18 protein-coding genes and 2 pseudogenes are annotated in these 25,095 nt (G+C 51.1%); 13 read left to right on the top strand and 7 right to left on the bottom strand.

What is annotated here, in order from left to right:
• Positions 1-4: 4 nt before the first annotated feature.
• A complete protein-coding gene (locus BZG83_RS02580) occupies positions 5-763 on the top strand; it encodes an MlaA family lipoprotein (RefSeq protein WP_077479254.1) in 759 nt (252 codons plus the stop codon).
• Between the two features lie 83 nt (positions 764-846).
• On the opposite strand, the gene BZG83_RS02575 is transcribed toward BZG83_RS02580, so the two are convergent.
• The 3 genes and pseudogenes from BZG83_RS02575 to BZG83_RS02565 all read right to left on the bottom strand — a co-directional run.
• Positions 847-2,130, bottom strand: a complete 1,284-nt coding sequence (locus BZG83_RS02575) for an outer membrane protein transport protein (protein WP_077479253.1) — start codon at positions 2,128-2,130, stop codon at positions 847-849.
• A gap of 278 nt (positions 2,131-2,408) precedes the next feature.
• The gene (locus BZG83_RS02570; RefSeq protein WP_077479252.1) at positions 2,409-3,113 is read right to left on the bottom strand and encodes a DUF3379 family protein; all 705 of its coding nucleotides are present in this window, start codon (positions 3,111-3,113) and stop codon (positions 2,409-2,411) included.
• Positions 3,100-3,633 (bottom strand): annotated as a pseudogene (locus BZG83_RS02565) (sigma-70 family RNA polymerase sigma factor); the annotation flags it as partial. The gene BZG83_RS02570 and the pseudogene BZG83_RS02565, both read right to left, overlap by 14 nt.
• A 470-nt stretch (positions 3,634-4,103) precedes the next feature.
• Between BZG83_RS02565 and fadI the strand changes: the two are divergent.
• Both fadI and fadJ read left to right on the top strand, forming a co-directional pair.
• Entirely contained in the window at positions 4,104-5,414 is a 1,311-nt protein-coding gene (gene fadI / locus BZG83_RS02560) for an acetyl-CoA C-acyltransferase FadI (protein WP_077479250.1), read from the top strand.
• Positions 5,414-7,543, top strand: coding sequence for a fatty acid oxidation complex subunit alpha FadJ (fadJ, locus tag BZG83_RS02555; protein WP_108742942.1), 2,130 nt, complete (start codon positions 5,414-5,416; stop codon positions 7,541-7,543). Before fadI ends, fadJ begins: the two co-directional genes overlap by 1 nt.
• Before the next feature lie 94 nt (positions 7,544-7,637).
• Here the strand turns inward: fadJ and BZG83_RS02550 are convergent, their stop codons facing one another.
• Positions 7,638-10,415, bottom strand: a complete 2,778-nt coding sequence (locus BZG83_RS02550) for an insulinase family protein (protein WP_077479248.1) — start codon at positions 10,413-10,415, stop codon at positions 7,638-7,640.
• 144 nt (positions 10,416-10,559) lie between these two features.
• On the opposite strand from BZG83_RS02550, the gene sixA reads away from it, so the two are divergent.
• Positions 10,560-11,042, top strand: a complete 483-nt coding sequence (gene sixA, locus BZG83_RS02545; RefSeq protein WP_069587208.1) for a phosphohistidine phosphatase SixA — start codon at positions 10,560-10,562, stop codon at positions 11,040-11,042.
• A 13-nt stretch (positions 11,043-11,055) separates the two neighbouring features.
• Here the strand turns inward: sixA and smrB are convergent, their stop codons facing one another.
• Positions 11,056-11,586, bottom strand: coding sequence for an endonuclease SmrB (gene smrB / locus BZG83_RS02540; protein ID WP_069587210.1), 531 nt, complete (start codon positions 11,584-11,586; stop codon positions 11,056-11,058).
• Positions 11,587-11,706: 120 nt separating this feature from the next.
• Here smrB and prmB point away from each other — a divergent pair, with 120 nt between their 5' ends.
• Together prmB and aroC are read left to right on the top strand one after the other, a co-directional pair.
• Positions 11,707-12,639, top strand: a complete 933-nt coding sequence (gene prmB / locus BZG83_RS02535; RefSeq protein WP_077479285.1) for a 50S ribosomal protein L3 N(5)-glutamine methyltransferase — start codon at positions 11,707-11,709, stop codon at positions 12,637-12,639.
• Positions 12,640-12,806: 167 nt separating this feature from the next.
• Positions 12,807-13,880 (top strand): chorismate synthase, encoded by a 1,074-nt coding sequence (aroC, locus tag BZG83_RS02530; RefSeq protein WP_077479247.1) that lies wholly within the window; start codon positions 12,807-12,809, stop codon positions 13,878-13,880.
• A gap of 56 nt (positions 13,881-13,936) precedes the next feature.
• Here aroC and BZG83_RS02525 read toward each other — a convergent pair whose 3' ends face one another.
• Positions 13,937-14,560 (bottom strand): trimeric intracellular cation channel family protein, encoded by a 624-nt coding sequence (locus BZG83_RS02525; RefSeq protein ID WP_077479246.1) that lies wholly within the window; start codon positions 14,558-14,560, stop codon positions 13,937-13,939.
• A gap of 201 nt (positions 14,561-14,761) precedes the next feature.
• On the opposite strand from BZG83_RS02525, the gene BZG83_RS02520 reads away from it, so the two are divergent.
• Both BZG83_RS02520 and BZG83_RS02515 read left to right on the top strand, forming a co-directional pair.
• On the top strand, positions 14,762-15,313 hold the full coding sequence (locus BZG83_RS02520) for an elongation factor P hydroxylase (protein ID WP_077479245.1): 552 nt from the start codon (positions 14,762-14,764) through the stop codon (positions 15,311-15,313).
• 10 nt (positions 15,314-15,323) lie between these two features.
• Positions 15,324-15,599 carry a YfcL family protein gene (locus tag BZG83_RS02515; RefSeq protein ID WP_077479284.1) on the top strand — a complete coding sequence of 92 codons (276 nt, stop codon included), beginning with the start codon at positions 15,324-15,326 and terminating at the stop codon, positions 15,597-15,599.
• An 86-nt stretch (positions 15,600-15,685) separates the two neighbouring features.
• Here the strand turns inward: BZG83_RS02515 and mnmC are convergent, their stop codons facing one another.
• Positions 15,686-17,686, bottom strand: coding sequence for a bifunctional tRNA (5-methylaminomethyl-2-thiouridine)(34)-methyltransferase MnmD/FAD-dependent 5-carboxymethylaminomethyl-2-thiouridine(34) oxidoreductase MnmC (gene mnmC / locus BZG83_RS02510; protein WP_077479244.1), 2,001 nt, complete (start codon positions 17,684-17,686; stop codon positions 15,686-15,688).
• Between the two features lie 119 nt (positions 17,687-17,805).
• Between mnmC and fabB the strand changes: the two genes are divergently transcribed.
• The 5 genes and pseudogenes from fabB to BZG83_RS16695 form a co-directional block, all read left to right on the top strand.
• Positions 17,806-19,020, top strand: coding sequence for a beta-ketoacyl-ACP synthase I (gene fabB, locus BZG83_RS02505; protein ID WP_077479243.1), 1,215 nt, complete (start codon positions 17,806-17,808; stop codon positions 19,018-19,020).
• A 256-nt stretch (positions 19,021-19,276) separates the two neighbouring features.
• On the top strand, positions 19,277-20,431 hold the full coding sequence (gene pdxB, locus BZG83_RS02500) for a 4-phosphoerythronate dehydrogenase PdxB (protein ID WP_077479242.1): 1,155 nt from the start codon (positions 19,277-19,279) through the stop codon (positions 20,429-20,431).
• Positions 20,428-21,441, top strand: coding sequence for an aspartate-semialdehyde dehydrogenase (locus BZG83_RS02495; protein WP_077479241.1), 1,014 nt, complete (start codon positions 20,428-20,430; stop codon positions 21,439-21,441). The genes pdxB and BZG83_RS02495 overlap by 4 nt, the downstream gene beginning before the upstream one ends.
• A 263-nt stretch (positions 21,442-21,704) precedes the next feature.
• The gene (locus BZG83_RS02490) at positions 21,705-23,753 is read left to right on the top strand and encodes a FimV/HubP family polar landmark protein (protein ID WP_077479240.1); all 2,049 of its coding nucleotides are present in this window, start codon (positions 21,705-21,707) and stop codon (positions 23,751-23,753) included.
• A 50-nt stretch (positions 23,754-23,803) separates the two neighbouring features.
• Positions 23,804-25,095, top strand: a pseudogene (locus BZG83_RS16695) (hypothetical protein); the annotation flags it as partial.

Below are 25,095 nucleotides of genomic sequence, written 5' to 3'. Positions count from 1 at the left end.
TTTGATGTGGAAACGTCTTTGTTTGATAGCGGTCGTGCTCGGTTTGCTATCTGGGTGTGCCTCGCGACCTGAAGGTGCCGAGCCCCATCCTGAAGACCCGTTAGAAGGGTTTAACCGTGCGATGTGGACTGTCAACTATGACTACTTAGACCCTTACGTTGCACGGCCTGTATCTATCGCCTACGTCGATTATGTTCCTAGTCCGATGCGGACCGGTATTTCGAACTTTTTGGGCAACCTTGAAGAGCCTGCGAGCTTTTTAAACAGCTTATTGATGCTGGAAGGGGAGAAAGCTGTCACTCACTTCAACCGTTTCTGGATCAATACCTTGTTTGGGCTCGGTGGCATTATTGATATTGCCTCGGATGCGGATATTCAGAAATACGATCAGCGCGAATTTGGTGACGCGATGGGGCATTATGATGTTGGCCACGGCGCCTATTTGATGCTACCAGGGTATGGGCCAACGTCTGTGCGAGAAGGCGCTGGGGAGTTTGTCGACGGTCTGTATCCGCCACTTGCCTTGCTGACTTTGCCGCAATCGGTACTCAAGTGGATGTTTGATGGCATGGAGTCACGTGCTGCACTCGTCTCACAGGAGTCGCAGTTGGATAACTCACCAGACCCTTACGCTTTCGCGCGAGAAGCCTATTTGCAAAACCGTTTGTATCGCGCGAAAGGCGATGAGGCGCTCAAAGAACAACCCGCGCTCAACGATGAGTTCTTGGATGACTTTATCGATGACATTGACGCCGCGCCGTAAATCCGCATGAGCCGCTTGCGCAAAAAGGGATAAAAAACACCACGGCCAAAACCGTGGTGTTTGTATTTCGTTAAATCAAACTATTAGAAACGGTAGCTTGCTTGCACACCTAGCAGCCACACGTTACCTGTGGTTTCACCTTCAAAATTGCCGCCAAACACAGATCCTGATTGATCGGACACAATTCCATCACGAGGCTCCTTCACGGGAGCATCTTTGGCAAAAACATAAGTAAAGGCTGCATCTAAGGTCAGTTGTGACGTCACGTCATAGCCGGCACCCACACTCACCCAAGTCCGGTCGGTCTCAGGGATGGTCAAGGTACGGTTTTTATCGCTCACTGCTGAGGTATCGTAGGCAATGCCTGAACGTAGCGTTAGTTTTTGATCCCACTGGTAGGTAGTCCCCACGGCAAAGCGATAGTTGTCTTCCCAGTTCTCTACTTTCACCATCTTTGGCTCGCTAGACAGCGAGGGGATATTGGCCTCGAGCTTGTCAAAGCTGCTCCAGTCGGTCCAGTTAAGGCTGGTATGCACCGCCCACTTTTCCGACAATTGATGCAGGGAAGATAATTCTGCAGTCGCTGGCAGAGTCAGATCCATGCTGCCAGAAAAATGACGGTTTGGATTGGCTGAGTCATAGCTCAATCCTTCAGCATGGCCTTCAAGTGTTAGCTCGACTTCAGAACGATAGTTAAAACCGATGCGGTTATTGTCGTTGATGTCATAAGCAACACCGAGTTGCCATCCCCATGCGCGGTCATCCCCTTCCATATATTTGAGGATCGTCCCTTTCGGGTAAGGGCCGTATTGCGCGCTGCTTTTCGCTCCAATACTGCCTTCACCCAACACATAGCGAAGGCCGGCGCCGACGCGCAATTGCTCGGTGGCTTTCCACGCAAGGTTTGGATTGATTTCAAACGTAGTGACGGCCGCTTCATTACCAAACTGAGTACCGGTAAAGTCATTGCCCAAATCGGTTTCCATGCCAAAGTTGGTGGCGAGAGCTAGGCCGGCGGTAAAGCGGTCATTGATCGGATGCGAAAAGTAAAAGTTAGGAATAACCGCATCATGAGCGACGTCACTGGTAGATGTTTTACCGTAAGTCGCATTATTACCTTCAATATCGACATTCGGGTTGACGTAAATGCCGCCGGCAGAAACTTGGGTGTCTGCTAGATAGCTCAACAAGGCTGGGTTACGAAACTGGGCGCTGGCGTTATCGGCCATTGCGGCTTCACCGGCAAATGCGCGGCCTAGGCCCGTTGCGGAGGTTTCGGCTAATTGAAAACCTGCACTGTACGCGGAGGTTGAAAGAGAGCCCAATGCCGCAGCGACGGCGAGATAAACGATCTTATTATTTTTCATCGGCTTACTTGTTCGCTATAAAAAGGGACGCTCAGCCTAAACTCTCTTGAGGTTAAATCAATTTTCCTGTCGTATATGGTAAGTAAAACAGAATAAAAATCTATTTTTAATTTTTAAACTAGTTCTTATTACTAATTTTAGTGGTTGGTTAGTTAGCAATGATCAGTATTTCAGCGTACATCTGTGTACACGCGTGTTCGCTAAAAAGGGACGGGCCAACCGCTATCAACGAGTGGAGCATGAAAGAAAAGCGGCGAGTATGATCGCCGCGTATTTTGTTATATCGCTTGTGGACGCAAATGGCTTTGCAGTTGCTGGGCAAGCGGTGACAATGTCTCGTTCGCTTCACCGACGACAATGACGCTCGCATCATGAGCCGGCAGGCTTACCGACATCATATTACCATCACGTTGCTGGGCAGGAGATTGACTGGACATGGGAACCACAAAAACCGTATAGGCCTGCCCATCAGCTTCCATCACCATATGCAGCGCATGTTGGTCACCAAAACTGCAATGGTTGATATAGGTGACTTGGCCGGGGAGCTGGGTGAATGCTTTGCCGAAAGGACGTAACTTAGCGTTAACCTGTTGAATGCTGGCATTTTCATTAACACCCTCGATAAAGGCATGTTCATGATAGTAGTGTGCCAAGGCAACACGGTTGATATCCATGCTACCGAGTCCCCAGTTAAATTGGCCCAAAGCGATCCCAAATACAAACGCTATCGATGCGGCGATCGCCAGGTGCCAGCGAGGTCGATTCGTCTGAGCAGCGACATGGGATGTTTGTGCAAATACGATTTTATCCGCCAAATCCTCAGGTACATCGACCCGCAAGGCTTGGTCGATTTTACTGTCGAGATCGGCAATATCGTCGGCATACTGTTGATGGCTTGCTGACGCTGACTTATGTGCTTGGACATCTGGATCTGTGGTATGCGGATCAGCCAGAAGACGGCGACGGAATTCAAGATCGTCCATAGTGTTTGCCTCCCGGGTTGGCGTTGGTATCGAGTGCTTCTTTGAGTTGCGCTCTTGCTCGGAATAAACGTGTCATCACCGTGTTTTTATTTAAATCAAGGATCTGAGCTATTTCATCGCCACTAAACCCCGCGATCACTTGCAGCACTAGCGGCTCTCGGTACTCAGGGGCGAGGGCGGCGATTTGACGGTGTAACCAGCGCTGCTCCATCGAGGCTTCCTCACTCGGACGAGTGTTGTCGACCAGCTCTCCATCTTCGACTTCCACGGTATCAAACTGTTTGCGTTCGAAACGTCGCGCATTTTCTCGGCGTAAAATAGTAATAAGCCAGGCTTTTGCAGCTTTATCATCGTGCAAACTGTCCAGGGCTCGCCATGCGCGCAAACAGGTTTCTTGCACTAAGTCTTCCGCGATATGCGGATCTTTCGCTAGCCAGAAAGCATAGCGATAGAGGTCACGGTGCCAAGCGCGCACCAGTGCCTCATAACGGGCTTGTCGGTTCATACCAGACTCGACCTTATAAGGTGACGATTAATTTCATACTGACCGTGCAAAGTGTCATTAAATTTCATCTTTTCACGAAAAGCGGCGTAACTTTGATCTGTTTCAATATAGCGTACTCACAAGTCGGTAAAGTGAACCCTGTCGTTATCGGCCATGTGTCGACACTCGTGAGGTTGAGTGAACGGCGTTTCCTTTTTGAATGATATGACTTTCTGTTCGGATCTGGGTGCGGGGAAAAGCACTGCACACTTCCCAGATTATCGTTTTGCTTTCCAATCTTTTTTGGGGCTCACGCTAGCGTGTAGCCCCTTTTTTTATTGCGTATTTTCTTTTCAATCCTCTGAAAATAAATCACTGTGATCAGCCTAGGCGCTGAATTGTGCGCCTGTTGGCAATCTTACCAATCAATTAAAACGGATGTTTTAAGCTGGTAACATTTTAGTTACACTCGTGGTCAGACCTGTAGAACATCCTAAGGAGCAGTGATGACGTCTCAGCAACACCTTAAAACCAGCAAGGGCGATCGTATCGCCATTGTGTCTGGGCTGCGCACGCCATTTGCCCGCCAGTCAACCGCCTATACAGATGTCCCCGCGGTTGACCTCGGAAAAATGGTGGTTCAAGAAATGCTCAATCGCAGTGCGATTTCGCCGAAAGACATCGATCAAGTCGTGTTTGGTCAAGTGGTACAAATGCCGGAAGCCCCAAACATTGCCCGTGAAATTGTATTGGGGACAGGTATGGACATCCATACTGACGCCTACAGTGTCACACGTGCTTGTGCGACCAGTTTTCAAGCGGTGGTAAATGTTGCTGAGAGCATGATCGCGGGCAATATCGAAGTGGGTATTGCTGGGGGCGCGGACTCGTCGTCCGTACTGCCCATTGGTGTGAGCAAGAAGTTAGCACGCACTCTTTTGGACTTGAGTAAAGCCAAAACAATGAGCAAGCGTTTGAAGCTGCTCAGTAAGCTTTCGGTGAAAGATCTGGCACCTGTTCCACCTGCGGTAGCGGAATATTCAACCGGCCTGAGTATGGGGCAAACCGCAGAGCAAATGGCGAAGTCACATCAAATTAGCCGCAAAGAACAAGATGCCTTAGCGCTACGCTCGCACCAACTGGCGAGCAAAGCGTGGGACGAAGGCTTGCTCAGTGATGAGGTGATGACAGCGTACCCTGAACCTTACAAAGCGTGGATTGCACAAGACAACAACTTACGTCCGCAATCCACTCTCGAGGATTACGCGAAACTGCGCCCAGCTTTTGACCGCAAGCATGGCTCGGTCACCGCGGCAAACAGTACGCCGCTCACTGATGGTGCCGCTGCGGTATTGATGATGCCAGAAAGCCGCGCCAAAGCGCTAGGCCTTGAGGTATTAGGGTATATCCGCTCATATGCTTTCTCCGCCATTGGGGTGCAAAAAGACATGCTGATGGGGCCGTCTTACGCGACGCCGCTAGCGCTCGACCGTGCCGGTATTTCACTGTCCGACCTAACCTTGATCGATATGCACGAGGCCTTTGCGGCACAAACCCTTTCGAATGTAAAAATGTTTGCATCCGAGACGTTTGCACGTGAGCACCTTAATCGTGACCGCGCGATTGGCGAAATTGATATGGATAAATTTAACGTCTTGGGGGGCTCGATTGCATACGGTCACCCATTTGCGGCAACCGGTGCCCGTATGATCACCCAAACACTGCGTGAACTGAAACGTCGTGGCGGCGGACTGGCCCTTAACACCGCATGTGCCGCAGGTGGCCTTGGCGCAGCAATGATTTTGGAGGCGGAATAATGACAGTCGAAAACCATCAAGCCTTTACGCTACATATCGCTGACAACCAAGTCGCTTGGCTAAAAGTGGATGTTCCCGGAGAAAGCATGAATACCCTACAGGCAAGCTTTGTCGAAGGGGTCTCCGAGGTACTGGAACAACTGGAAAACAATAGCAATATTAAGGGGCTTGTGATCCATTCTGGCAAGCCAGACAACTTTATTGCCGGTGCGGATGTGCGCATGCTCGATGCGTGTGAAACAGCTGAACAAGCCGCAGAGATTGCCGCACAAGGACAAATGTTATTTGCACGTATTGAAAAGCTACCCTTCCATGTTGTAGCTGCAATCCACGGCCCATGTTTAGGGGGCGGATTGGAGCTCGCGTTGGCATGTCATAGCCGTGTCGCGACCGATTGGGACAAAACCCGACTCGGGCTGCCAGAAGTGCAACTGGGGTTATTACCCGGCTCGGGCGGTACGCAGCGACTGCCACGTCTTATTGGCGTGCCAAATGCGCTGGATATGATCCTAACCGGCAAACAACTGCGAGCGAAAAAAGCGAAAAAGCTCGGCGTGATTGATGACTGTGTTCCGCATACCGTATTGCTGGATGTGGCAGAAGCCTTGGCGCAAAAATCAAAGCCCAAGCGCCCGCGTAGCTGGCAAAGCTGGATGCTCAGTGGTAATGCGGTTGGCCGTAACTTTGTCTTTGACCAAGCAGGAAAGAAAACCCGTGCTAAAACACGGGGTAACTATCCTGCTGCGGATGCGATTCTTGCGGTGGTGAAAAAGGGGTTAGATAAAGGCATTCAAGCGGGTCTTGAAGAGGAAGCGCGCCGTTTTGGTGAACTGGTGATGACCAGCGAATCCAAAGCGTTGCGTAGCATTTTCTTTGCGACCACGGCGATGAAAAAAGAAAACGGTGCAGATGCTGAGCCGGGCGAGATTAAACGGATTGGCGTCTTAGGTGGCGGCTTGATGGGGGCCGGGATTGCCCATGTGTCGGTGGCAAAAGCCGGCTATCCTGTCCGAGTGAAGGACGTCAGTGAAGACGGCATCTTAAATGCGCTGCGCTACAGCTACAATTTGCTCAACAAAAAGCGCAAGCGTAAGCAGATCAGTAAAGCGGAACTGCAAGCGACCATGATGCAACTGTCTGGCGATACGCAAGCGACCACCTTGTCGAATGCAGATGTGGTGATTGAAGCGGTGTTTGAAGATTTATCACTCAAGCATCGTATGGTCGAGGAAATGGAGTCAATTACAGGAAACGAGGCAATTTTTGCCACCAATACCTCGTCATTGCCTATTCACCAAATAGCTCAAGGCAGCCAGCGCCCGGAGAACATTGTGGGCTTGCATTACTTTAGCCCGGTGGAAAAAATGCCGCTGGTGGAAGTCATCCCGCATACAGGTACCAGTGAGAAGACCATTTCGACGGTGGTAAAACTGGCTCGTCAACAAGGTAAAACGCCTATCGTGGTTGGTGACAGTGCGGGCTTTTATGTCAATCGTATCCTAGCGCCCTATATGAACGAAGCGGCGCGAGTGTTATTGGCTGGCGAAAGCATTGAGCATATCGACAATGCTTTACTCGACTTCGGTTTCCCAGTTGGTCCTATCACTTTGTTGGATGAAGTCGGAATCGATATTGGGGCTAAGATTGCGCCCATTTTGACTCAAGAGCTGGGTGAGCGTTTTGAAGCGCCAGATGTGTTTGACGTGTTGCTGAACGACGACCGAAAAGGGCGTAAAACAGGCAAAGGATTTTACTTATACGATACGGGCAAAAAAGGCAGCAAGGGCAAACAGGCCGATAAAAAAGTGTACAGCCTGCTCAATATCAAGCTGAATCCAACGCTCTCTGGCCATGACATCGCACAGCGATGTGCGCTGATGATGCTCAATGAAGCGGCGCGTTGTTTGGATGAAGGGGTGATTCGCTCTGCCCGTGATGGTGATATCGGTGCGATTTTCGGCATTGGGTTCCCTCCTTTCCTAGGCGGTCCTTTCCGCTATATGGACCAAGTGGGAGTAGAGCGCATTGTGAGCTTGCTGCAATCTCATCAAGACCGTTATGGCGACCGTTTTGCACCGTGCGAGCGTTTGGTGATGATGGCAAAAGAAGGGCAACAGTTTTATCCCTGAGCTCGGCGTGCCACCTAAACCAAAAGGGCAGCGTCACGCTGCCCTTTTTTATCGTGGTCGTTTGTCAGGCCACTGTAGTTTTGCAGTGACGCGCTTATTCTTCGCTGCGGCCACAAATGGCCCGAAATGCGTCAATATCGCGAATAGGGTGCGCACCGTCTAATTCGGCATGTTCACGGTGCTCGCTGCCGCAGCTATGCATAACAAGCCTATCCGYGGTTCGCGGTTTGAGACGGTTAACCACAAACCGCACCATGTCGGCACGGGTTAGCGACTCCATGGCCTCAGCCACCTGTTCACGGCGTTCGTAGTGATAGTCTTTGTTGCCGATACTGATCCAATAGCGCTGCGCGCGAGCACGTAGGTTATTATCTGGCTCGCGAATTTGCGCTAACAAGCTTTGCTTACTGCTTTGCCAGCGCGCTTCGCTCATTTCCAGCAAGATCATAAATAGCGCATTGAGGAAATCATCCACGGCGGCCATCAGTTGGTTAGGGCCTGCCATTGGCGATTGGACGTAAAAGATCAGCCCTGGGTGGCGATTTAACGGTAAATTGCCAGCGCCTACCATATATCCCAATTGTTGGCGCGTGCGCAACTCGTTAAAAAAGGTGGCCGACATTAAATGGTTGGCTAGCGTGTAGGTGGCGACTGCTTTGGCGGAGGTGTCTGGACTTTGGTAGTACACCAACAACGCCGACTCCGCATGATCGAGTGCTAGCTCATAGCTCACGGTGCCACAGTCATCTAATAAGGTCAGCGGCCGGACCGATTCTTGATAGGTTTGATCGTCTACCCGCAGCGCATCTTTAACGGTTTCGGCCAAGGCCTTCGCTTGGTGACGGTGCCAGTTGCCATAGACAAACATATCCACATGCAGCGTGGCGAACATGGCCTCAACGAACTCGGGTAAATCGGCGAGCGTGACGGTGTCGAGCGCGTCGAGCAAGGCTTGATAGGGTGGGTTATTGGGCTGCAATATCCCCGTCATGCTGTTATAGAGCTGACTTAATGGCTTATTTTTGGCCCCGTTTTCCCAATTACGCTTAAGTTGGCTTTTGATCACTTCAAAGCGTTCGGGCTTAAAGTTTCGCCGTGAAAAGGTGTCGAGGATCAAGGCCAACAGCAGCGGTTGTTTATCATTAAAGCCACTGAGGTTTAATGTCACGCCACCTTGGTGGGCATATAAGTTGTAATTAATGCCTGCAATTTCTGCTTGGTAGGCATGTTCGTTCAGCGCTTCAAGTAGCATTTCGACGCTCAAGCGCGTCATGACAATGTTTTTGACGCTAGCGACGGCATGCGGACTGTCAATGGCAATGTAGACATGCCCTTTGGGCACCCGAAAGTGAGGCTCTTGACCATGCCAGAGCCGGAATCCTGGCAGCTCTTCTATCAATATCGGCGTATCGCTTGCATCATCTTCAAGTGGTAAGGGGCGCAGTGCATCGGCAATGTAGGGATTTGGATCGGGTAAGGTCAGCGCAGGAGAAATATAGGTGGTGCGCCATTTCTCACACTGCTTTTCGCTAAAGTGCYTCACCGCATAGGGCGTGTCATACCATTTGGCTTGTTTGTCGTATTTAAAGCCTTTGGYAACCAAGGTTACTCTGAGGTTATCGACCGTCATTTGCTGCAGCATGGCTTGGATTTGGGCGTGGTCAAAACCGGCCATCATGTAATCCCCGTACACCACCTCAATCGGGTCATAATGCTGCATATTCATCACCAGCTGACTCACCGTATCAATCGGACGCAGCGGCTCTTGATAGTAAAACGCGAGCTCTTGGACTTGGCGTTTTTCTTGGTAACGCCACGCTTCCACACCGTATTGGCGGATAAGCTGAATGGCTTGAAACACATAGGTGATAATGTCGTCGAGCTTGCTCAAGCCCAGCTCGGTGAGTGCAAGGCTTAAGGTAAACTCACGGAAATCTTTGCCACTGATGCCGCCGCCTGCGGAGAGGGTATTGATGTAGCCTTTGCTTTTGAGCAGAGACATTAAGCTACCGGGACCTTCGTAGCCGAGAAGGTGCGCGATGTAAGACAGAGGTTTTGTTCGGTATTGATATTCGCTTTCGGGCAGTGAGAACGCGAGGGTTAACTTGCGTACCTCTTTAAGTGGTTCCACGGTGACCCACTGGCGCCGCTGTGCGGCACTAATCAGCGGTTCATGGATGCGCAGAGGCGAATAGTCGTGATTGATAATGGCACTAAAATGCTGCTGTGCCATCGCTTCTAGCTCATCAAGTGACTGTGGGCCCGTGACGGCTAACGTCATCAGGTTAGCGCTGTAATTGGCGTGATAAAACGCAATCAGATCGTCCCGCACCGACTGACCCGCTCTATCTGCCAAGGTCTCCAAGCTTCCGACTGAAAATTTTGCGAAAGGGTGAGCGGGATTAATGGTTTCTTTATGGACTTGATAGATGCGTCGCACATCGTCGTTGAGCTTCATGCGATATTCAGCATCCACGGACTGACGCTCTTTATCGACAGCATCGGCATCAAAGCGAGGCGAAATAAAAAACGCGCTGAAGCGATCGAGAGCCGCGCGGAATTGGCTGGGGCGAATATCGAAAAAGAAGGTGGTGTTTTCAGTCCCTGTCCACGCGTTATTATGGCCACCATGCTGGCTAATAAAGCGCTGAAAGTCACCTGCTAGCGGATACGCATCCGTGCCCAAAAACAGCATATGCTCGAGAAAGTGTGCCAAGCCTTCTCGGTCGGCAGGGTCATGAAAATGGCCCACATTAACAGATAAGGCTGCCGCGCTGCGGTGTGCCGCAGGATCGGAGACTGCCAAAACGCGGAGCGCGTTGGGCAGTGTGAAATAACGGTAGCGCTTATTGTCATTTGGGCTAACATGCACAGGCAACTCGATATCGTTTAAACAAGTTATGCCTCAATTATGACTACCAGTGACCTGAGTCGCAAACCACTTCTTTGGTCTTTTGCGATATACATTGGTAGCATGCGGCTAAATCACAGATAACTGTTGTGAGTATTTCTGGCTATGAAACTGATCATAATGCGTCATGGGGAAGCACAAGCGTTTGCTGCAAGCGATAGTGAACGCGGTTTAACCGCGAATGGCGAGCGACAAAGTGAGCAAATGGCAGCTTGGCTCAGTCAACATTTGGCTGGCGAGACGATCGATAAAGTATTGGTAAGTCCTTACTTACGTGCTCAGCAAACCTGGCAAGTCTGTGCGCCGCACCTTCCTGCCCGTGAGGTTGTCACTGAGCCAGACATCACGCCTTATGGTCAGAGCGACCAAGTCTATACCTATCTGCAAGCCATGTTTGACGTAGAGGCACCGAATGTTGTCCTCGTGGTATCTCATTTGCCGCTGGTGGGCTATTTGACCAACGAGTGGCTGCAAAATGGTCAGCCGCCAATGTTCTCGACGTCAGCCATGGCGGTACTTGATATCGATGGTCAAAACGATACGGCCGAGCTTATTGCAATGATGTCGCCGCGCGAGCTACAAGGCTAAACCGGCTCGGGAGCTAGCGGTCGGAAACGTCGATTAACACCAAGAGTGCACCATTACCGCCGAACTCCAGTGGGGCCTGATGAAATGCCAACACATCTGGATGCTGTGCGAGCCACAGTGGGATTTTTTCTTTGAGGATCCCTTTGCCGATGCCGTGCATGACACTGGCACACTGGACGCCGTCTTTGACACAGGCTGCGAGCATCGCGCCGAGTTCACGTTTTGCTTCCATCTGTGTCATGCCATGTAAATCTAAATAGATATCGGGCACATAGACGCCACGACGCAAGCGTTTCACCTCATATTTTGAGACGCCTTGGCGGGCGTATTGCATAGGGCCAGATTCACTGAGTAAAGGCTCAAACTCATCAGAAAAATAAAAGGCATGATCGCGGCTTTGTTGCTCGAATCGCTGCTGTTTGCGCGGTTTGCTCGTCTGGCGTTGTGGCGGGTTTATGGTATCCTGCTCCAACTTTTTTGCGCCTTTGACGGCATCACGGAATAATGCAAAATCCTCTTCCGTTATTGATGGTTTTTTGCTCATAAAAACTGTCCCCGAGGTGATAATCTGAATTGTACATTCAGCCAGCTCAAAATGCTGCTTATTGTACTGACCTCGCGTCAAAGGGCGACCCTAAATTGCATGAAGCCGATGGAGGCCAATGTGGATACGATTTTTACTGAAGAAGTGGTCAGCGAATTACATACGCTGCAAGACATGCTGCGCTGGACAGTCAGTCGTTTCAATGCGGCAGGGCTGTTTTACGGTCATGGCACAGACAATGCTTGGGACGAGGCGGTGCAGCTTGTGCTTCCTACCTTATATCTTCCTGTCGATGTCCCGTCTGAGACGCGTTTTTCGCGCCTGACCACCAGTGAAAAACATCGTATTGTTGAGCGTGTCATTGCACGGATTAACGATAAAACCCCTGTTGCGTACTTGACTAACAAAGCCTATTTCTGTGGCCTCGAGTTTTTTGTTGACGAGCGCGTCTTGGTGCCACGTTCACCGATTGGTGAACTGATCCAACAAGAGTTTGCCGGTATTTTACCGCATGCCCCAAGCCGGATTATGGACCTATGCACCGGCAGTGGCTGTATTGCCATTGCATGCGCCTATGCTTTCCCTGATGCGGAAGTCGATGCGGTGGATATTTCTACCGATGCGTTGGAAGTGACCGAAATCAACATTCAAGATCACGGCTTGGAAGAGCAAGTGATCCCGCTGCGATCTGACTTACTAAAAGACGTCCCGCAAGATAAGTACGATTTGATTGTTAGCAATCCTCCGTACGTGGATGCAGAAGACATGGCCGACCTGCCTGACGAGTTCCGCCATGAGCCTGAATTAGGGCTGGCTGCCGGGACGGATGGATTGAAACTGGTTCGTCGTATCCTCGCCAATGCTCCGGATTACCTCACCGACGATGGTGTACTGATTTGTGAAGTGGGTAACTCGATGGTGCACATGCAAGAGCAATATGGCCACCTACCATTGCATTGGATCGAATTCGAAAACGGCGGTCACGGCGTGTTCATGATCTCGCGTCAAGATTTAGTTGCCTGTGCTGAGGAATTTGCGCTTTATCGCGACTAGTCACACGTGCTTAGCATACTTTTCTAGCCAGCCTTTGTGCTGGCTTTTTTTATTTTTGCACTGACGATCTGAGGTGGATTTTTTTTGCGTCTTTGACTGCTTTGTGGTTAATTGCTAACAAAGTACGCAAAAACACAACAATGCCCATCAGGCAAACAGAGGAAGGCATGGCAGGCAACACGATTGGACAAATTTTTCGCGTGACGACGTTTGGAGAAAGCCACGGTATCGCACTGGGCGCGATTATTGACGGCTGCCCCCCGGGGTTGACGTTGACGGAAGCGGACATGCAGCATGATCTTGACCGTCGTCGCCCCGGCACATCGAAGTACACCACACAGCGTCGCGAGCCTGACGCCGTTAAGATTCTCTCCGGTGTGTTTGAGGGCAAAACCACGGGGACATCGATCGGCTTGATGATCGAAAATACCGACCAACGCTCAAAAGATTACTCCAAAATCAAAGATGTGTTTCGTCCCGGCCATGCCGATTTTACCTACCATCATAAATATGGCATCCGCGACTACCGCGGCGGTGGTCGTTCGTCAGCACGTGAAACCGCGATGCGTGTTGCCGCTGGGGCGGTGGCTAAAAAATACCTTGCCCAAGTCCACGGTATTCAGGTCCGTGCCTACTTGGCGCAGATGGGAGACGTGACCATAGACACAGTTGATTGGGCGCAAGTTGAGCAAAATCCTTTCTTCTGTCCTGACCCAAATAAACTCGATGAGTTAGACGCACTTATCCGTCAGCTTAAAAAAGACGGCGACTCGATTGGTGCGAAACTGACCGTAGTGGCGGAAAACCTGCCGGTAGGCTTAGGGGAGCCGGTGTTTGACCGTTTAGATGCTGATATCGCCCACGCACTGATGGGGATCAATGCGGTGAAAGGGGTCGAGATTGGCGATGGTTTTGATGTGGTAACCCAGCGCGGCAGTGAGCATCGTGATGAAATACATCCTGACGGCTTTGCCTCAAACCATGCCGGTGGCATTCTGGGAGGGATTTCTTCAGGTCAGCCGCTGGTTGCCCATTTAGCCCTAAAGCCGACTTCTAGCATTACCGTGCCAGGAAAAAGCATTGATATTCATGGGGAGTCCGCGGATGTGGTGACCCGAGGCCGTCATGATCCCTGTGTGGGGATCCGCGCGGTACCAATTGCTGAAGCCATGGTGGCGATTGTGCTTATGGACCATTTGCTGCGTCATCGTGGCCAAATGGGGGCGAACCCCAGCATATAGTTTTTGATTCAGTCGCTTACCCAAAAAACCGCACCCAGTTGTGCGGTTTTTTATGATCAGTGCAGTGATGAAGGAGCTTCAAAGCGAAAAACGGGTAACGACCAACCAAAACGAAGGGCAGCCATTCGAAAACTAAAGCCAATCACTAAACTAGCAACCGTCGCAATCAGTTCACCGACATCGAGGCGAATCAAGCTAAAGTAAAGCGCACCGGTGACAAAGGCGACCAAGGCATATAACTCTTTGTGCAAGACCATCGGCGATTGACGACAGATTAAGTCACGCAATAGTCCACCAAAAATACCGGTGATCAGGGATGAAACCATGCAAATCAGAGGATGTAGCCCCATATCCATCGCTACGCGGCAGCCAATAATGCTGAAGGCGGCAAGGCCCAGTGCATCTAGGGTGACAAACAGTTTATAATTGCGTGCAACCCAGCTGGCAATCCACGGCGTAATCAAGCCTGCGACGCAAGTAATCACGAGAAAATGCGGGTTAGCAACCCAAGTGAGAGGGTAGTGGCCAAAAAGAATATCGCGGACGGTTCCGCCACCGATAGCGGTGGCACTGGCGACAAACATTACCCCAAACCAGTCCATGTGTTTTCTACCTGCGCTGAGTGCACCTGTCATGGCTTCCGCGGTAATGCCAATGACATAAAGCGTCAATAACAACATACAACCCGACACCTTATACTGGGATTAGAAATTGACGCGCATTGTAGTGGCCTTAACGGCCTCATACAATCAAATTTGTGATGAGGAACAAATAAAAAAGAGTGTTTAGATTGAAAGGGTTAGCTGTTGTAGATGCTGCTTTTTATCGCTAAAAATGTCTTTTTTGTTACTGATTGATATTTAATCCTATTAAAGTGCTGTATGACCCACGATTATCACGACTTAATCCGGCTTTTTAACCAAACATTTCTTGGCACGTTCAATACTGAACTCTTACTGGGCGGCGATGAACCCATTTATCGGCCCGCGGATGCAACGTACCCACATCATCGGGTGATTTTTGCGCGCGGTTTTTTTGCTTCTGCGTTACATGAAATTGCACATTGGACCATTGCCGGTGAGAAACGCCGTCAATTGGAAGACTATGGCTATTGGTATCACCCCGATGGTCGTGATGCTGACAAGCAAGCCGCCTTTGAGGCCGTGGAAGTAAAGCCACAAGCGATTGAGTGGATACTTTCTACAAGCTGTAGATTTCGTTTTCAAGTCAGTTGCGACAATTTAAGTGGTGTCGAGCCGGATCGCCATGCGTTTACTGCCAAAGTGCGTCAGCAAGTGATGGACTACCTGAGCGAAGACAGCACAAGCCCCGTATTACCCGTGCGTGCTAAGCAGTTTTCTGATACCTTGCGAGGCTTTTACGGCATTGCCCCGTTAACGCCCAACGATTTTGCATTGCCCGAGTCAGGCTAAGAGAGACATGATGATCCAAGACTACGAAGAACGTATTTTGACCTTGATTGATGAGATGGTAGAAACCGCCTCTGATGATGAGTTATTTGCCAGTGGTTATTTGCGTGGCCATGTGTCTCTTGCCGCTGCAGACTGCGAATTGGAAGGCTTTGATGACGTTGCCTCCCTCAAAGCGCGTGTGGATGCCAGCCTCAATGACAATGCCAGTGAATTGTCTCCCGGCGATCAACGTTTGGTGGGCGCATTGTGGGACTTGCTGCAGCAACAGGTTGAAAAAGACCAATAGTCTTCGCCGCTGCGCGCATGGAATAGTCGGCACCGACAGTAAACAGCCATCGTCTTGACGATGGCTGTTTTGTCTCGTGCCTGTGGTTACAAGGCTTTACCTTTTAACAGCTTACGTACCCACATTCGCCCTGGATGCAGGCTGTCGAGCACCGTTTGTGGTAATGGCAAAGGCTCATCACACAATTGTGCGGCGAGTATTTCCGCGGCAAGCGGCGCGGACGTAAGACCACGTGACCCCAAGCCGAGTAGGCAAAATAGCCCCGGATAGACAGGCACGGAGCCTGCTTTTTCTTTATCTTTTTGCAGATTCTGGTACGCAGCAACCAGTGCGTCATAGTCGCAAACATTGCCCACAAACGGGAGGTGATCGCGACTGGCGCAGCGCACGCCCACACGTCCTTCTTTCGCAACCGGCACGGCACGCGCCCAGTCGGTATCAATACAACTGGTGAGACGCTGTTGGTTTTCGGTTTGGTCATCAGCTTGGAAAGTGAGATCGGCATTATTCCGGCTGTAACTGGCCCCCAAGCAATGCTCTCCTGCTTGATTGGCCGGCGTTAAATAGCCTTCGAAACACAGCACTGTATTGAGTTGACGCAGCTCAGCATTGGTGGGGACATGGCTCACTTGACCTCGCACTGGATAAACAGGAATCGGCTGTGTTTGGCCAAATTGAGCGGATTGGTGACCGTTTGCGATCACCACATTATGATGCCAAACCTCACCAATTGCTGTGTTAAGTGTCCAGCCATTGTCGGCTTGCGTCAGAGCATCCACGTGGCAATCAAAATGTGCGCGCAGTTGTCCGCTCGCGATAGCCGCATCAATCACAGCGGCCGTAAATTGTTGTGGGCTCATCCACCCACCTAATGGATAGAATACGCCTGCATGGCCGGTTTCTAGGCCGACCGTCTCAGCCACATCTGCCTTATCGATTGGCTTGACGAGTGTGTCTGGAAAGTCACCCTTGGTCATTTTAGCCAGCTTGGTCGCACTTTTCTCATCGTAACCCAGTTGCGTCACGCCACACCATTGGTGTTCAAACGCGATCCCTTGCTCGTGTTGTTGCTTAACAAACTGGCGAGCAAACAAAAACGCAGGAGCAAAAAATTGGCTTAAATTGTCGTTATTGCCATTTAAAAGTGGATAAATGGCACCTTGGCGGTTACCTGATGCTCCCGCCGCAGGATGTGAGTCTTGGCTGTAGAGGGTGACGCGTTTTCCGCGTTGAAGTAATGCCGTGATCAATGCGGCACTGGCAATCCCTCCGCCAATCACTGCAATATCATCTGCCGATATAGCCGGAGTCCGTGCGTACCATGGTTGAAAGCTGGTCGCCGTTTTCCGCGTGGGTAATCGGCCTGCCAGCATTTCGCGTTTATGGCCAAACCCTTTCACCTTTTTCATGTCAAAACCGGCAGCTAATAGACCACGACGGACAAAACCAGCGGCGGTAAAGGTGGCGCAAGTACACTGCTCACGGGCAAGCCTAGCCATGCCATCAAATAAATCTTGATTCCACATCTCCGGGTTTTTGCTCGGGGCAAAACCGTCGAGATACCAAGCATCGACAATCCCTGCAGCGCCAGTCGGCACCTGTGGTAACCAATCTTTAATATCACCAAACCACAAATCGAGTGTAATCTGACCTTGTGCCAGCACGATCCGTTGACAGCCCGCCAAAGGGACAGGGTAGTGAGAGCGAAGCTGCTCTGCATACGGGGCAAGCTCAGGCCAAGCTTGATGCGCACGGTCAAGATCTTCTACGGTCAGAGGGTATTTTTCGAAACTGATAAAGTGCAGTTGCGTGACCACCGCATCGGGTTGGGCTTGGCGGAACTGCGCAAAGGCGTGCCAGGTCGCGAGAAAGTTTAATCCGGTGCCGAAACCGGTTTCCGCGATCACAAAGCGGGGCGATGAGTGGGTCTCCCAGCGGGTGGGGAGTTGGTTTTGAGCCAAAAACACATAGCGGGTTTCGGCGAGGCCGTCAGCGTTAGAAAAATACACATCGTCAAACTGGTCGGCGACCGGTGTGCCAGTGTCGTTCCAACTGATTTGCGCATGTTTAATTGAGGGAGAGCTCACAAATGCCTCATACAAAAATGTCGTARAAGCGAAATTGTACTGACTGAAAGGAAAGCTGACCACTTATCAGCTTTAAAAACGCTATCATCCACTGCGAAATTAACGTCTAGGAAAGAATCATGAAACGAGCTGTCATTACAGGCATGGGGATTGTTTCCAGTATTGGTAACAACGTCAAAGAAGTGCTGGAGTCGCTCAAAGCGGGAAAATCTGGCATTAACTTCTCTCAGCAGTTTGCCGATATGAAACTGCGCAGCAACGTTTGGGGTGATCTCAAACTGAACCCCGCCGACCATATCGACCGCAAAAAAATGCGCTTTATGGGTGACGCGGCTGGCTTTGCTTATCTTGCCATGGAGCAAGCGATTGAACACGCAGGTCTTGCACCTGAACACGTCTCTAATGAACGGACCGGCCTTGTCGCAGGCTCAGGCGGTGCGTCTTCTGTTAACCAAGTAGCCGCGGTCGATATTCTTCGAGAAAAAGGGGTTAAACGTGTTGGCCCTTACATGGTGCCACGCACTATGTCCTCGACGGTCTCTGCGTGCTTGGCCACCCCATTTCAAATTAAAGGGGTGAACTACACCATGAGCTCTGCTTGTGCAACATCAGCACACTGTATCGGTCATGCACTTGAGCTCATCCAATTGGGTAAGCAAGACATCGTATTTGCGGGTGGCGGCGAAGAGCTTGATTGGTCATTAACCATGATGTTTGATGCCATGGGTGCGTTATCAACGAAATACAATGACGACCCACAAAAGGCTTCACGGACCTATGATGCAGACCGCGATGGGTTTGTTATCTCTGGTGGTGGCGGCATGTTGGTGGTCGAAGAGCTTGAGCATGCATTGGCGCGTGGCGCGACCATCTACGGTGAAATCGTCGGTTATGGTGCGACTTCTGACGGCTACGACATGGTTGCCCCGTCAGGCGAAGGCGCTATCCGCTGTATGAAGATGGCGATGCAAGATGTGGATGGCGACGTGGATTATATCAATACCCACGGCACATCCACGCCTGTCGGTGATGTCAAAGAGCTTGGCGCGATCCAAGAAATTTTCGCAGGTAAGAGCCCAGCGATTTCAGCGACCAAAGCCATGACGGGCCACGCATTAGGCGCGGCAGGTRTGCATGAAGCCATTTATTCGACGCTGATGCTGGAGCATGGCTTTGTGGCGCCAAGTATTAACATCGAACAACTCGATCCTGCTGCAGAAGGGTTGGATATTGTCACTACACCGCGTGAGCAAGCACTGACGCGAGTGATGTCGAACAGCTTTGGCTTCGGTGGCACCAATGCGACCTTGGTGATCGAAAAATATCGCGGTTAATCCGCCCCTCGTTTTCCAGGTTTGCAGAGCAATTCTGCCATCAGACGCGGGCTATTATCGTTGAGAGCCGGTAATGGTCTTTTCAGGTCCTGGATTTACCCGGCTTCGGCCGGGTTTTTTTATGCCGACTGCTGCCATCGATAATTCCATCGTCCCCCGTTGAGCAAGGGTGTTTTCTTGTGACGAGCCAGATACAATATTACCTTCGCATTTTGCATCCGATACGCGGTGCACCGACTCACACAGGACGTTGAACGTGAAAATTGTTGTAGACGAAAACATGCCTTATGCCCAAGCCTTGTTTAGCCAATTGGGTGAGGTCGTGGCATTACCCGGGCGCGCAATCAGCGCGGCGGATTTGATTGATGCTGATGCATTAATGGTAAGAAGTGTGACACAAGTGAATCAGGCCCTAGTCAAAGGTGCGTCTCGGTTACGTTTTGTCGGCTCTGCAACCGCGGGTGAAGATCACCTTGATTTTAACGCCCTGCATGCCCAAGGTATTCACGCGACGGCAGCACCCGGCTGCAACAAAGTTGGGGTTGCTGAGTATGTGATCAGCGCGCTGCTTGTCTTGGCCCAACAACAAGGATTCTCGATTACAGACCGGACGGTCGGTATTGTGGGAGTCGGGCACGTGGGCAGCTATCTAGCCGAGCGCCTTGATGCGCTAGGGATAAAAACGGTGTTGTGCGATCCGCCTCGCCAAGATGCCGGTGATCCACGCCCAATGGTTGATATTGATACACTTATTGCATCGTGTGATGTAGTGACTTTTCACACACCATTAACGCGCGATGGCCAATACCCCACCTACCATTTGATGAACGCGACACGTTTRGCGGCATTGGGCGCGGGCAGTATATTGATTAATGCGGCGCGCGGCCCTGTGGTTGACAATCAGGCCTTGAGTGCACGACTTGATCAAGGCGACATGGATGCGGTGCTTGATGTGTATGAGCATGAACCCGAGGTTGATCTAGACCTCATGGACAAGCTGACCTTTGCCACGCCGCATATTGCAGGCTATGGCCTAGAAGGAAAAGCGCGCGGTACTACCATGGTGTTTAACGCACTGTGTGAACACCTTGGCTTGCCTCATCGTGCCCACGCCAGTGACTTGCTACCGACGGCCCCCATCCCTCATGTGGCGCTTGCTCAGCCATGGCAACAAAGCGATCTAATGGCATTGACACAATTGGTCTACGATATTCGTCGGGACGACAGTGATTTTCGTCGCGCGATGCATGGCGCTGGGGACAATAAACCCGCGCAACGTACAGCCTTTGACCAATTACGAAAAAATTACTGGGATCGACGTGAGTACAGTGCGATCACAGTAGCCGGACAGACGGATTTCGGGTTACAGTCGCTGGCTAAGCTCGGCTTTAGTATTGAGGAGCAAGCATGACACAAGCATTTGACGTTGCGGTTTTAGGCGCAACAGGCGCGGTAGGACGCGCGATTATTGATAGCCTAGAAGAGCGCGACTTTCCGATTGGGACACTGCACCTGCTCGCCAGTGAGCGCAGTGAAGGAGAAACCATCAAATTCAAAGGCGAAAGCCTACGTGTTCAAAACGTAGAGAAGTTTGATTGGACCCAAGTGCAAATCGGCCTATTTTCAGCAGGCGCACAAGCGTCTGCACAGTGGGCGCCTATAGCGGCAGACGCAGGTGTTGTCGTGATTGATAACACCTCCCAGTTCCGTTATGACTTTGATGTCCCTCTTGTGGTTCCCGAAGTGAACCCAGCCGCGATTGGCGATTTTCGTAACCGCAATATCATCGCTAACCCCAATTGTTCCACCATCCAAATGCTGGTGGCGTTGAAACCGATTTATGATGCAGTGGGAATTGAGCGTATTAACGTGTCGACCTATCAATCTGTCTCGGGCTCCGGTAAGTTGGGTATCGATGAACTTGCCGGACAAACGGTTAAACTGCTCAATAGTCAAGACGCTGAACCGGCGCTATATAGCAAACAGATCGCGTTTAATTGTTTGCCACAGATCGATCAGTTTATGGACAATGGCTACACCAAAGAAGAAATGAAAATGGTGTGGGAAACGCAAAAGATCTTTGCCGATGAAATGATTGGCGTGAACCCCACCTGTGTGCGTGTTCCTGTTTTCTATGGCCATGCCGAAGCGGTGCATATTGAATGCCGTCAACCAATTGACGCTACAGAAGCGGTGGCCATCTTGAGCCAACATGAACATATCGAAGTGTTCGAAGGTGAGGACTACCCAACGCAAGTGAAAGAGGGCACTGGCACTGATAAGGTTTTAGTGGGTCGGATCCGTAATGATATTAGTCACCCGAATGGCTTAAACCTTTGGGTCGTAGCGGATAACGTCCGAAAAGGAGCTGCAACGAACTCAGTGCAGATTGCGGAACTCTTGGTGCGCGATTACTTGTAAATTTGCCACAGCGTTTATCGCAACGATGGCAAGACGTCATGATACCCTGTCACCATTGACAGGGTATTTTTTTAGGCACTATTTTTGCTTTTAACTCGGTGTGTCGCGGCAAATTGCCGGTAATCGTAAAGGTAAAACTGAGGCCGAGCGCCCACAGTTTGATCGCACAACACACTTTTATATCATCAAACTACAGTTTTTAGCATGGCTTCCGATATAGTTAGGTATTTAGTGAGGCCATTTCTGCCATAAGGGGTGCGGGTGTGTCCGACGCACAGCAAAGTGAACAGTCTTCTCATCGTAAAACGTGTATGACCACTGGAAAGTTCAGTCAGCGTCTTGCTGTCTTACTAGCCATGGTCGCGTTTATTGTCTTCAGTTTTTCTACTGTTTCTGTGGAAGCGGCGATTCGTATTCTTGGACCGCAGGATGAAATGACTACTGAGGCGCAATCAGCGCCGCRGCCAGTGAATACGCCGACACCGCAGCGTTATGGGCCAACCGGGGCGAATGAAACCTTATGGTCTATTGCCACGCAAATGCGGCCGAATAACCAAGTCAGTGTTTATCAAACCTTGGGAGCGATTTTTCGCTTAAATCCGAATGCGTTTGCGGATAACAATATCCATAGTTTGCAGCCTGGCAGTAACTTAGTAATGCCAACCTTGGCGCAAATTCAGCGTGAAAGCACTAACGATGTTGTTGCGCGCCTCGAAATCGACCAAGCGAGAAAGCAAGCCCAGGCAACCCCGCAAGCGCCACTTAGCACCCAAGTGAGCGCACCTCGTGAACCTCAGCAACCGGCTGCCTCTCGTCCTGATGCAACGCCTCCCTCACCAGATACTGAAGAGCCTGATGCATCTTCGATGGCGGACTCCTCAAGCGATGACACGTCACCACAGCCACAAGTGGTCGAGAATTTGCAGTCGCAATTGCAAGCATCGGATCAAGAAATGACGCGCTTGGTGGAAAGCAATCATGTGCTCAAAGTCCGTCTATCGGAAGTTCAACACGAGCTTTCTGCGCTGAAAGAGCAAGTGGGCAATGATGCTGAATTGAACCAAGAAATCCGCGCGTTCTTAGAGCAACAACGCCAAGCAAAAGTCGCAAAAGAAACCCAGCCGCCATCAGCGGTGGAATCATTGATGGATAGCCCGTTATTGCTGGCTATGCTAGCGATTCTGCCTGGCGCTGCGATTGCGGGGGCGATTTTCTTCTTCCTCTCGCGTCGTAAAAAGCAAGAGGATGACGTCGAAGAGCCAGCGGCGCTCGATCATGATGAAATTGACGATGATATGCCGGTTATCATGGTGCCTGATCCTGAAGAGGAAGAAGCCAATGAGGAGCCGCAGGATGATGAGTTAGAAATTGCCGACGACTTTGGTGGCGATGAAGACCAAATGTTCGGTGATGACACGGATCTCGACGATCTTGACTTGGATGATGACCTCGATGATATGTCGGGTAACGAGTCGAGCGTGGCACCCAATGGGGATGATGCTATTGGCCTGGAAGACATGGAGCGAGCGCTGGATGAGCTAGCGGAGGCTCCCCCAGAAGAGACGCCTGAACCATCGGTCGAAGAAGAGTCGACCCCAGAAGAGTCAGATGCTGCCCCTGAAGAAGAAATGAGTGCGGATGAAGCACTGGCTGCAGAATGGGCAAAATCACTCGAAGAAGATAATGGCGGCGATGTTGATGATATCGACGCTCTGTTAGCCGGCGAACAAGGTGAGGGGGCTGACCAGCCGGAAGAAGCGACATCAGACACAGATAAGGCTGCTAACGAGTCAGAAGACGCACCAAATGATGCCTTGTTTGACAAGGTTCTCGAAGGCGAGCCTGAGCTTGACCTTAGCCAAGACATTGAACTATCGGATGACGATAGCGACGATGACGACCTATCCCTCGATAACACCACCGAGTTGCTCGATGAGCTGGTTGGTGATGAAGAAGAGGCCGATGACGAGGCTTGGATCAAGGATGACGATGATGATATCGACGAGTTTGATGAAAGCAGTGACGCACTGTTAGACGAAGTGCTCGATAAAGATGATCCTCATCTTGAAGACTCAGATGCGCTGCTTGAAGAAGTGGTAGGGGATGATGATATCGACCCACTGGCTGAGGATGATGATCCGGCACTTTGGGGGGAAGACGACACCGATCCGAATGAAGCTGAACTAGAGCACTTGCTTTATGAAAGCGATGATGGGAGACAGAGCCAGAGCCAGAGCCAGAGCCAGAGCCAGAGCCAGAGCCAGAGCCAGAGCCAGAGCCAGAGCCAGACAGTGACGATAGTGGCGAAGTAGACGAAACCGCCGAAGCGGATGCGTCAGTAGAGAATACCAGCGAAGGCGATGTGCCTGCGGATGCAGATGAAGTCGCAGAAGATAGCAGCGACGACGATACGTCAGCAGAAGATGGCGACGATGATCTAGATGCCGAGCCAGCAGATGATGAAATTTCGGATGCAGATGAAGCCGTAGAAGATGCCAGCGAAGATGAGGCTCCAACAGAAGATGGCGACGATGCTCTAGACGCTGAGCCAGCAGATGATGAAGCTGCGGATGCAGATGAAGCCACAGAAAACGCCAGCGAAGAGGATGCGCCAGCAGAAGACGGTGACGATGGTCTAGATGCCGAGCCAGCAGATGATGAAACTGCGGATGCAGATGAAGCCGTAGAAGATGCCAGCGAAGATGAGGCTCCAACAGAAGATGGCGACGATGATCTAGACGCTGAGCCAGCAGATGATGAAGCTGCGGATGCAGATGAAGCCTCAGAAGGTATCAGCGAAGAGGATGCGCCAGCGGAAGATACTGAAGATGATCTAGACGCTGAGCTAGCAGATGGTGACACTGCGGATGCAGATGAAGCCGCAGAAGATGCCAGCGAAGATGAGGCGCCAGCAGAAGATGGCGACGATGCTCTAGATACAGAGCTAGCAGACGATGAAACTGCGGATGCGGATGAAGTCGCGGAGGATGCCAGCGAAGAGGGCTCGCTAACAGAAGACGGCGACGATGATCTAGATGCCGAGCTAGCAGATGATGACACTGTGGATGCAGATGAATCCACAGAAGATACCAGCGAAGAAGAGGCGTCAGCAGAAGATGGCGACGATGCTCTAGACGCTGAGCCAGCAGATGATGAAATTTCGGATGCAGATGAAGCCGCAGAAGATGCCAGCGAAGACGATGCGCCAGCAGAAGATGGTGATGATGATCTCGATGTCGAGCCAGCCGATGATGAAACTGCGGATGCAGATGAAGCCGCAGAAGATGCCAGCGAAGATGATGCGCCAACAGAAGACAGCGACGACGATCTAGATGCTGAGCCAGCGGGTGATGAAACTGCGGATGTGGATAAAGCCGCAGAAGATGTCAGCGAAGACGATGCGCCGGCAGAAGATGGCGACAATGATCTAGACGCTGAGACAGCAGATGATGAAGGCGAAAATCTTGACGATCTCAGGGAAGAGGACCTTCTCGACCTAACCAGTTTGCCTGAGTATGACGAAGAAGCTGCATTAGCAGATGCGGAACCGCTTGATCCTGAAGAGCAGGCCGCGTTCGATAGCATGCCAGAGCCAGAGCCAGAGCCAGAGCCAGAGCCAGAGCCAGAGCCAGAGCCAGAGCCAGAGCCAGAGCC

Source organism: Salinivibrio sp. PR919 (genome assembly GCF_001995355.1).
Classification (GTDB): domain Bacteria; phylum Pseudomonadota; class Gammaproteobacteria; order Enterobacterales; family Vibrionaceae; genus Salinivibrio; species Salinivibrio proteolyticus.
This window is presented reverse-complemented; position numbering and strand designations above follow the sequence as displayed.